The organism is Streptomyces sp. NPDC002520 (genome assembly GCF_053595235.1).
Window position 1 is genome coordinate 1 of the sequence record NZ_JBSFXG010000079.1, and the last position, 8,419, is coordinate 8,419.

Sequence of the window (8,419 nt, forward strand, 5' to 3'; positions counted from 1 at the left end):
GCTGTTTGATCTGGTCGTAGGTGTGCTGCAAGCGGCGGGAGGTCTTCTCCCCCTTCTTGCGGAAGCTCTTGCGGTGTGCGGCCTGCCGCTCCAGCTTGAGGAGTCTGGCCTTCTCCTTCGGGGTGAGCCACTTGTCCCGGTCGGCGGTGCCGTCCGGCAGGCGCGGGGGTCGCCCGTGGTCCTGGTGGTCCTGGTCGGACAGGGCGAGGGGGATGTTCACTCCGGCGTCGATGCCGACTTCCGGGCCCTGGTGTGGCTGTGGCTTGGCTTCGAGGGTCTGGATGCGCAAGGCGATGTGCCGGCCGAGCGCATCCTTCACCAGCCGGGCGCCGGTGATCCGGTTGTCGGTGCCTGCTCGCTTGCCCACGGGGAGGTCTTTGGTCCAGCGGAAGCGGACGCGGCCGATCTTCGGCAGGTTGACCATGCCCCAGCGGCGGTGGACGCGGACGATGTTCAGGTCACGGCCCTGCGGGATGTCCACGGACATCACCGTGCGGAACCGCGCCTTGAAGTTCGGCTCGTCCGCCCGGCCTTCCCAGCAGTTCACCCAGGCGCGGAAGTACGCCTTCAGCACCGCCTGGGATGCCTGCGCGGGCAGCTTGGCGAGGAAGTCGAGGTCTTTACGGGCTTGCCGTATCGCCGCATCAGAGGCGGCGAGGGTCCGCTTGTCCTTCGGCATCATCTGCCACCAGGCGTGCAAACAGGTCCACATAGTGCGGGCCGCGTGTGCCTGGTCGTCAATGACCCGGATCTCGGCAGGGCTGAGCGCCAGTCGGGCACGGTGCCCGAACCGCCGCTCCACCAAGCCGAGTTCACTCACAGTGATCACTGTACTACACTTGGTTTATGTCGCCACGCTGGAATCCGAATCCCGATGTCAGGACCGGCCGCCACGTCGTCTCCAATCTTCACGTCCACTTGGTGTTTGTCACCAAGTACCGGCGGAAGGCGTTCACCGACGAAATGCTGACGCGCTGCGAAGAGATCATGCGGGAGGTCTGCGCCGACTTCGAGGCCGACCTGAAGCAGTTCAACGGCGAAGAGGATCACGTACACCTGCTCGTGCACTACCCGCCGAAGGTCCAGCTCTCCAAGCTGGTCAACTCCCTCAAGGGAGTCTCCGCCCGCCTCCTGCGCAAGGAGTACGACGCGCACATCCGCAGGTACCTGTGGGGCGGACACTTCTGGTCCGGCTCCTACTTCGCCGGAAGCTGCGGCGGCGCACCCCTGACCGACGTGAAGCAGTACATCGAGAACCAGAAGCGCCCCATGAACTGAGCTGAACACTGCGGACCCGTGCTCACGCGCGGGTCAGAGCAGTTCCGAGATGGCCTTCACCCCCGGCGTAAACGCCGGAGCACCGGCCAAGATCAAAGGTAGACATCGGCCTCAGTGTCGGAGGCTTCGTCGACGTCCTGTTGCTTCCGGAACAGAGCGATGACTGGCCGGCGGTGGGGGCCATCGCCGATTTCGAGATCTGGTGGGCCGACAGCCGCCAGCAGATCCGGCTCAAGCCGCCCGACCCCCGGTCTCTGCGGAGCGACTTCACGGACTTCGTCGAACGCTTCCGTCCCGATTGGTCATCCGACGTCGGTCGGCCCGTGCCTGATCCTGGGCCTCCGTCCCACGAAGAGTCGCAGGCCGCGCTTCGATCTGATGGACCGTCGGCCAACTCCCTGTGAGGTCTGGTGAGGTGGCCGACCGTCGTGGCGAGAGCTGGGCGGTTTCGTTTGGGTCATTGATGGCGGAGGCGTCCTCGGTCAGGCGGTCAGGCGGTCAGTGCCGCAAGCTGCGCGTTGGCGCGCTCGGTGACCAGGGCGAGGACGCGGCCGGCGGCGGCCAGGTCCGCGGCGGGTATCCCGCCCCAGATCCGGGCGGAGATGGGGGCGGTCTCCGCGCCGACGGCTGCAAGCAGCTCGCTCCCCGCGTCCGTGGGGCGAAGGTGTGCGCCGTCCGCATCGAGCAGCTGCATGGCCAGCAGTTCATCGACGGTGGCGCGGATGTCGCCCGGATGGGCCTTGAGGGAGCCCTGGACCTGGGTGACGAGATCGTCCGGCGTCTGCGGGGCGTCGACGGTGACGGCCGCGCGCAGGACGACATGCTGCTGGAACGTAATGCCGTGCTGGGCCAGGACGTGCTCCAGGACGCCGCGGGCGGCGTAGTGGGCCAGGCCGAGGGTGCGGGCGTTGGCGACGGGTGCGGTGGTGGATGCGGTGGTGGTCATGGTGTTGTCCCCTGAGTGCTCTTGTTGCTCGGTACGGGTGGAGTGAGAGGTGCGTCGAGCAGGGTCGTCAGCTCGTCGGTGAGCGCACGCGTCCGCGGGGCGTCGAGGCCGCCGAGCGGCTCCAGCAACTGCTGATGCAGTTCCTGGACCACCGCGATGGCCTGCCGCGTGACGGCCTGGCCTTGCTCGGTGAGGGCGAGTTGTACGGCGCGGGGGTCGCGGGGGTCGCGGGTTCGCTCGATCAGGCCGGCCGACTCCAGGGCGCGCGCCAGCTTCGAGACGTACAGCGCCTCCAGGCCGGTGTGGTCGGCGAGTCGGCGCTGACTGGGCCGCTCGCCGGCGCGCTGCATGCCGTGCAGTGACGCGACCAGCGAGTACTGGGCGTGGGTGATGCCCAGCGGAGCCACCGCACGATCGACCGCGACACGCCACTTGTTAGCGAGGCGCCACACCAGGAAGCCGGGCGTGGGGCCCGGGGAACCTTTGCTCATGCCTAATAGATTACATGGCTACTATATCCATGGCTACCATTTCGGTGTGGCCGTGACGGCGCACCCGGCTCGGCGCAGCGGCATATTAGGAATGCTGGACTTGCAATGTTGTCATTGGAAGGCTAACCTTCTAATTATGGACGATCGCAATGCTCTGAACCGGTCCACCGCCACCGCGATCCGCGTGGCGCTGGGGATGCTCAAGCGACGCACCCGCGAGGCCGTGGCCGACGGGCAGTTGACGACCCCGGAGTTGTCCGCGCTGGCGCAGATCGATCGCAGCGGTCCGAGCACCGTCGCCGATCTCGCCCGGCAGCAGCAGATCACCCCCCAGGCGATGGGCTCCACTGTTGCGTCGCTGGAGAAGCACGGGCTGGTGACGCGATCCGCAGACCCCAACGACCGGCGGCGATCGCTGTTGTCGGTGAGTGACGCGGGCAGCGACGCCCTGCACTCCGGCCGCAACGCGATATCCGATCGCATGGCTGTCGCGCTCGGCGAGTCGTTCACCGATGACGAGGTCGCCACTCTGGCGGCTGCGGCTCCGCTTCTGGAACGCCTGGCCCAGCACCTCTGACCCTTGATCCAAACCAGCCCCATGCCTAGCGTGCGGAGCCGATGGCGTGCGGCCTCGGCCGCACATAAGGACGTGCCGCATGCCATTGACCGAAGAGCACTCCGCGACCTTTCCTGCGTACGGTGGCCACCCGTTTTCCTGGCGTTTCACCACGCCCCTGTTCGTCGGTTCAGCCCTCAACCCGATCAACAGCTCACTCATCGCGACGGCGCTGCTGCCGATCGCCGACGACATGGGCATCCAGATCGGCCAGACCGCGGCCCTTGTGGCCGCCCTTTACCTGGCGAGCACGACCGCCCAGCCCACCGCGGGCAAGGCCGCCGAGGTGTTCGGGCCCCGGCGGATCTTCATATCCGGCATCGTCATGGTCGCCCTCGGCGCCGTCTTCGGCGGCTTCGCGCAGAGCCTGTGGATGCTGATCCTGAGCCGAGTCGTGATCGGACTGGGCACCTCGTGCGCCTACCCGACCGCAATGCTGCTCATCCAACGCCGCGCGCGGGATGCCGGCATGGCCAAGCCGCCGGGCGGCGTCCTTGGCGGTCTCATGATCGCCGGGATCGCCACCGCCTCGCTCGGCCTTCCCCTCGGCGGTGTCCTGGTGCACGCCCTGACCTGGAGAGCTGTCTTCTTCGTCAACGTGCCCGTCGCCGTCATCGCGTTCATCGCCGCGGTCGCCTGGATCGAACCCGACCCAAAACGTGCCGAACGGATGAGCGCGGGGGACATCGCCTCGAAGCTCGACGTGCCCGGCATTCTCGGCTTCGTCGGAGCCATGCTGACGCTGCTGATATTCCTGTTCGGCCTGCCGACGGCGCGCTGGTGGGTCCTCGCGCTGTCCCTTGCGCTATGGGCGGTGCTGGTGCTGTGGGAGCTGCGAGCGCGGACGCCCTTCCTCGACGTGCGGCTCCTGGCCGCCAACCCCGGACTCGCCAACACTTACCTGCGCTTCGGCCTGACCCAGTTGTGTGTATACGTCGTCCTGTATGGCATCACCCAGTGGATCGAAAGCGTCCGCGGCTTCAGTGAGTCCGCCGCCGGACTGCTCCTCCTGCCCATGACCCTGGTCTCGGGGCTCATCATCACGCCGCTCTCCCGGCGCAGCCTCGTCCGTGGACCGGTGATGGCAGCCGCTGCCACCTGCCTGCTCGGATCGGCCGGCGTCCTGCTGCTCGGCTCCACAGTCTGGATCGGCACCGTGGTCATCCTGACCCTCGTGTTCGGTCTCGCCATCGGCTTCTCAACCGCCGGCAACCAGACCTCGCTCACCCAGCACGCACCCGCCGATCAACTGGGCACCGCGTCCGGGCTGCTGCGCACCTTCGGGTACGTCGGCTCCATCGGCGCCAGCGCTGTCACCGGCTTGGTCTTCCATCACAACGTCACCAATCACGGCGTCCACCAGATCGGCTGGATCATGACGGCCGTCAGCCTCGTTCTGGCGGCACTCACCCTTGCCGATCGCACCCTGCGGCCCGCTCGGCACGCACCGCTCAACACCACCAATTGATCAAGGAGATAACCATGCCCATCACCACGATCGACCCCAACACAGCCCTCATCGTCGTCGATCTCCAGGCCGCCGCCCCCCACATGCCGACGGTTCATCCGTTCGACGGTGTCCTGGCCAACGCGGTCAAGCTCGCCGACGCATTCCGAGCCAAGAAGCTCCCCGTCGTACTCGTCAACGTCGCCGGCGGTGCCCCGGGCCGCACCGAGCACGTCTTCGGGGCTTCGGACCTCCCCGACGGCTGGACGGACCTCCTCCCGGAACTTGACCAGCAGCCCGGCGACAAGACCGTCACCAAGTACACCTGGGGCGCGTTCCACAACACCGACCTGGCAGAACACCTCCACGAACTCGGCGTCACCCAGGTCGTCGTCTGCGGACTCTCCACTGCCATCGGTGTCGAGTCCACCGCCCGACAGGCCCACGAGTACGGCTTCCACGTGGCGCTACCCCTCGACGCCATGACCGACCTCGACGCCGCTACGCACGAGAACTCGGCCACGTTGATCTTCCCCCGCCTCGGAGAGACGGGGACCACCGCCGAGGTCCTCGCCCACATGGGAGCGTGACCCCCTCCGCCGTCGTAGCGTGGACCCCGTGCTCCACGTTACGACGGCGGAGTCGGCGTCTGTTCCCCTCCGTCGTCGCGGCGTGGACCACCCTCGACCACCTGGAACTGCGCCTCATCGGGCCCGCCCCGGGAACGCAGGGTGACGCGGCACCAGCTCGCCGACACACTCCCTTGGCGTGGGGCATGGGCGTGATCCGCTTTCACGGACATCTGAGATCAGGAGTTCTGCCCCGGAAGGATGTCCGTCATGGAGAGCATGGGGAAGAAGAAGCCTCGGCCTCGCCGTTCGTTCACGCCGGAGTTCAAGGGCGGGCCTGCGCCCCCATGAGTCCGGCGGCCGATGGCAAGGCGCGCGGCCTGCCCTGCCGTGCCACCTTGGTCCTGAGGGGGGTGCCGCACGAACCGGACGCACGGGAGGCGATGTGGGCCCCGACCAGCGAGACACCCCGCGGCACGGGAAGGAACACATATCCGGGCTCCGACGCAGGACCTTCCTGGAAGCGTGCGCCAGCGCGGGGCTTGCCTCGGCCTCGGTCGCCGCCTGCGCTCCGTCCCCTCCCGTGCGCGACCCGGGCCGGGCTGCCGCCGAGCACCGGCCCGAGGCGGAACGGAACCGTCCAGGGACACCCGGCTGGCGCATCCGGTCGCGAGGTCCCGACACGGCCGTCATCGGTTACGCGGACCGGGTGAGCGTGACCCCGGGCGAGGACATCGGTCTGCACGTCTCGACGACCGCGCCGTCCTTCCGCGTCTCGGCCTTCCGCGTCGGCTGGTACGGCGGAGCCGAGGCCCGGCTGGTGTGGTCGTCCGAGCGGATACGGGGCCGCGTCCAGCCGGGACCTCGCTTCCTGTCCGACACCCGCACGGTCCGCGCGGAGTGGCCGCGCACGACGGGTTTCAGCACGGCGGGGTGGCCGGAGGGCGCGTACCTGCTGCGCCTGGACGCGGAGGACGGCCACCAGCGCTACATCCCACTGATCGTGCGCTCCACGCAGGGCACGGGCCGCACGGTGCTGATGCACGCCCCGGCCACCTGGCAGGCGTACAACCGCTGGGGCGGCTTCAGCCTCTACGAGGGTGCCTCCGGCGCGTACGCCGCCCGGTCCCTCGCCGTCAGCTTCGACCGGCCCTACGACTCGGACGGCGCGGAGAAGTTCATGGTGTACGAGCGGGCGGCGGTGGTCCTGGCCGAACGGCTCGGCATCCCGCTCGCCTACACCACCGGGATGGACGTGCACCGCGACCCGAAGGTCCTGCACGGGGCGAGCGCCGTCATCAGCCTCGGCCACGACGAGTACTGGACCCCCGAGCAGCGGCAGCACGTCACCGAGGCCCGCGATGCCGGCACCAACATAGCCTTCCTCGGAGCCAACACCTGCTTCCGCCGGGTCCGCCTGGAGCAGGACGGAACACGGTTCGACCGCACGGTGGTCTGCTACAAGTCGTCCTTCCGGGCCGACCCCTGCTACACGACGCACCCCGCCCTGGTGACGACCGACTTCCGCCAGTCTCCGGCGGCCGACCCGGAGTCCTCGCTGACCGGGGTCCTGTACGAGGGTTACCCGACGGACGCGCCGTACGTCGTCCACGCGGCGGACCACTGGCTGTACGAGGGAACGGGCGTACGCCCCGGCGACGGTTTCGACCATCTGGTCGGCGTGGAGTACGACCGGGTCACCCCTGGCGCGCCCGTCCCCGAACCGCTGGAGATCACGGCCCACTCGCCCCTGGTGTGCAACGGCCGGCGCAGCTACAGCGACTCGGCGTACTACACGCTCCGCAGTGGTGCGGGCGTCTTCGCGACCGGCACCATGCGCTGGGTGGAGGGCCTGATGGCGGGCACCCCCGACGGCGGCCGTGACCACGGCATGGACGCCCGCACCCGCGCCTTCGTGACCCGTACGACAGGGAACCTGCTGCGCGCCTTCGCCGAAGGCCCGGCGGCCCGTCACCGGCCCGCGCCGCGACCGAATGTGACGGAGGTGAACAAGGCCGAAGTCTGAACCGGCGTCCGAAGAGCCCGCTGCGACAGCGTTCCCTCAAGTCGACGGCTGAGTGTGCCTGAGGGGTCAGCCGTCCCTGATCAGTCCGGCGGGCGAAGCTCGACGCAGTGTTGAGCTGGTGGTCCTTCTCGTGGACGCTTGTGGGGTGGACGAGGACGGCGAATACATGCTGAGAGAACTCCGGTCGCTGGATCCCGCGGTGCGCGCGGATGTCCTGCGTGTGCTGGACGGTGTCGTCCAGGGCCTGCCCGCTCACTGGCGGCGACGCAGGGGGGTGCCGCAGCTCATGGTGTTCCTCGACGGTCCGGAGGACGTGCGGCTGGAGAAGATCACCCTGCGGGAGCTGTCCGGGCACGGGTATCTCGACGAGTTCAGCCGCTGGGCCGGCAGCGTCCCGGTATCGAAGGCCCGGGAACATGGCTGTGCCGCCCTGGTCCACGGGAACCGTATTCACGCGAGGATCTACCAAATCGGCCCCGTCGGATCGGGCTGGCACGTTCCCGACACCTTCGTCTGCGTCCGCATCGTGCACCGGGATTTGAGAATGCACCCATATTTTTCTCTCAAGTTCGACGTCGAAGGCCGGTTCTTCCCGCGGCTCGTGTTCCATAAGTGGGTCTTCGACACCATCGCCCGCGCCCGGCAGAGTTGAGCCGGGTGCGGTACCGGGGTTCGCAGTGGGTGTGGTGTTGTGTGGTGTGGTGTGGTGTGGTGTGGGCAGCTTGAGCTGGAGTGTTCTGCCTCAGGCCAACAAGGCGGCCCCCCTCAGTGTTCGACGCTGCTCGAGCGCGCCGGGAACAGCTCGTCCGGGTGGCACTGTTGCATCGACAGAGGGACCGGCGCCGCACGGGCAGGGAACACGGAGACCACAAGGCTGTCCGCCCCGACAGGAACCGGGCCCCGGGATCGCGGTACGCCCGCCGTGCGCTCGGACCGAGAAGACGTTTTCTGCAGGAGGACTGTTTCATGACTGACCGGCCCTTGACGCTCATGGCGGTGCACGCCCACCCCGACGACGAGGCCACCGGAACCGGAGGTGTCCTCGC

At 68.3% G+C, this 8,419-nt stretch carries 8 protein-coding genes and 1 pseudogene; 6 read left to right on the plus strand and 3 right to left on the minus strand.

All coding sequences use genetic code 11. The features are described from left to right. Positions 1-820: pseudogene (locus ACWD5D_RS44495) on the minus strand (RNA-guided endonuclease TnpB family protein); the annotation flags it as partial. A gap of 26 nt (positions 821-846) precedes the next feature. Here ACWD5D_RS44495 and tnpA point away from each other — a divergent pair. Continuing rightward, positions 847-1,278, plus strand: a complete 432-nt coding sequence (gene tnpA / locus ACWD5D_RS44500) for an IS200/IS605 family transposase (protein WP_451378454.1) — start codon at positions 847-849, stop codon at positions 1,276-1,278. A gap of 490 nt (positions 1,279-1,768) precedes the next feature. Here tnpA and ACWD5D_RS44505 read toward each other — a convergent pair whose 3' ends face one another. Beyond that, complete coding sequence (locus ACWD5D_RS44505) at positions 1,769-2,224, minus strand: MarR family transcriptional regulator (RefSeq protein ID WP_451378455.1); 456 nt, start codon at positions 2,222-2,224, stop codon at positions 1,769-1,771. Continuing rightward, positions 2,221-2,715, minus strand: a complete 495-nt coding sequence (locus ACWD5D_RS44510; RefSeq protein ID WP_451378456.1) for a MarR family winged helix-turn-helix transcriptional regulator — start codon at positions 2,713-2,715, stop codon at positions 2,221-2,223. The genes ACWD5D_RS44505 and ACWD5D_RS44510 overlap by 4 nt, the downstream gene beginning before the upstream one ends. A 136-nt stretch (positions 2,716-2,851) precedes the next feature. On the opposite strand from ACWD5D_RS44510, the gene ACWD5D_RS44515 reads away from it, so the two are divergent. The 5 genes from ACWD5D_RS44515 to ACWD5D_RS44535 all read left to right on the plus strand — a co-directional run bounded on the left by ACWD5D_RS44515 (position 2,852) and on the right by ACWD5D_RS44535 (position 8,025). Next, positions 2,852-3,292 (plus strand): MarR family winged helix-turn-helix transcriptional regulator, encoded by a 441-nt coding sequence (locus ACWD5D_RS44515; protein ID WP_451378457.1) that lies wholly within the window; start codon positions 2,852-2,854, stop codon positions 3,290-3,292. Between the two features lie 79 nt (positions 3,293-3,371). After that, a complete protein-coding gene (locus ACWD5D_RS44520; RefSeq protein WP_451378458.1) occupies positions 3,372-4,799 on the plus strand; it encodes an MFS transporter in 1,428 nt (475 codons plus the stop codon). 14 nt (positions 4,800-4,813) lie between these two features. Then, a complete protein-coding gene (locus tag ACWD5D_RS44525) occupies positions 4,814-5,368 on the plus strand; it encodes an isochorismatase family cysteine hydrolase (protein WP_451378459.1) in 555 nt (184 codons plus the stop codon). 424 nt (positions 5,369-5,792) lie between these two features. Further along, positions 5,793-7,373, plus strand: coding sequence for a N,N-dimethylformamidase beta subunit family domain-containing protein (locus ACWD5D_RS44530; protein ID WP_451378460.1), 1,581 nt, complete (start codon positions 5,793-5,795; stop codon positions 7,371-7,373). Between the two features lie 145 nt (positions 7,374-7,518). Then, positions 7,519-8,025, plus strand: a complete 507-nt coding sequence (locus ACWD5D_RS44535) for a hypothetical protein (RefSeq protein ID WP_451378461.1) — start codon at positions 7,519-7,521, stop codon at positions 8,023-8,025. Positions 8,026-8,419 lie beyond the last annotated feature (394 nt).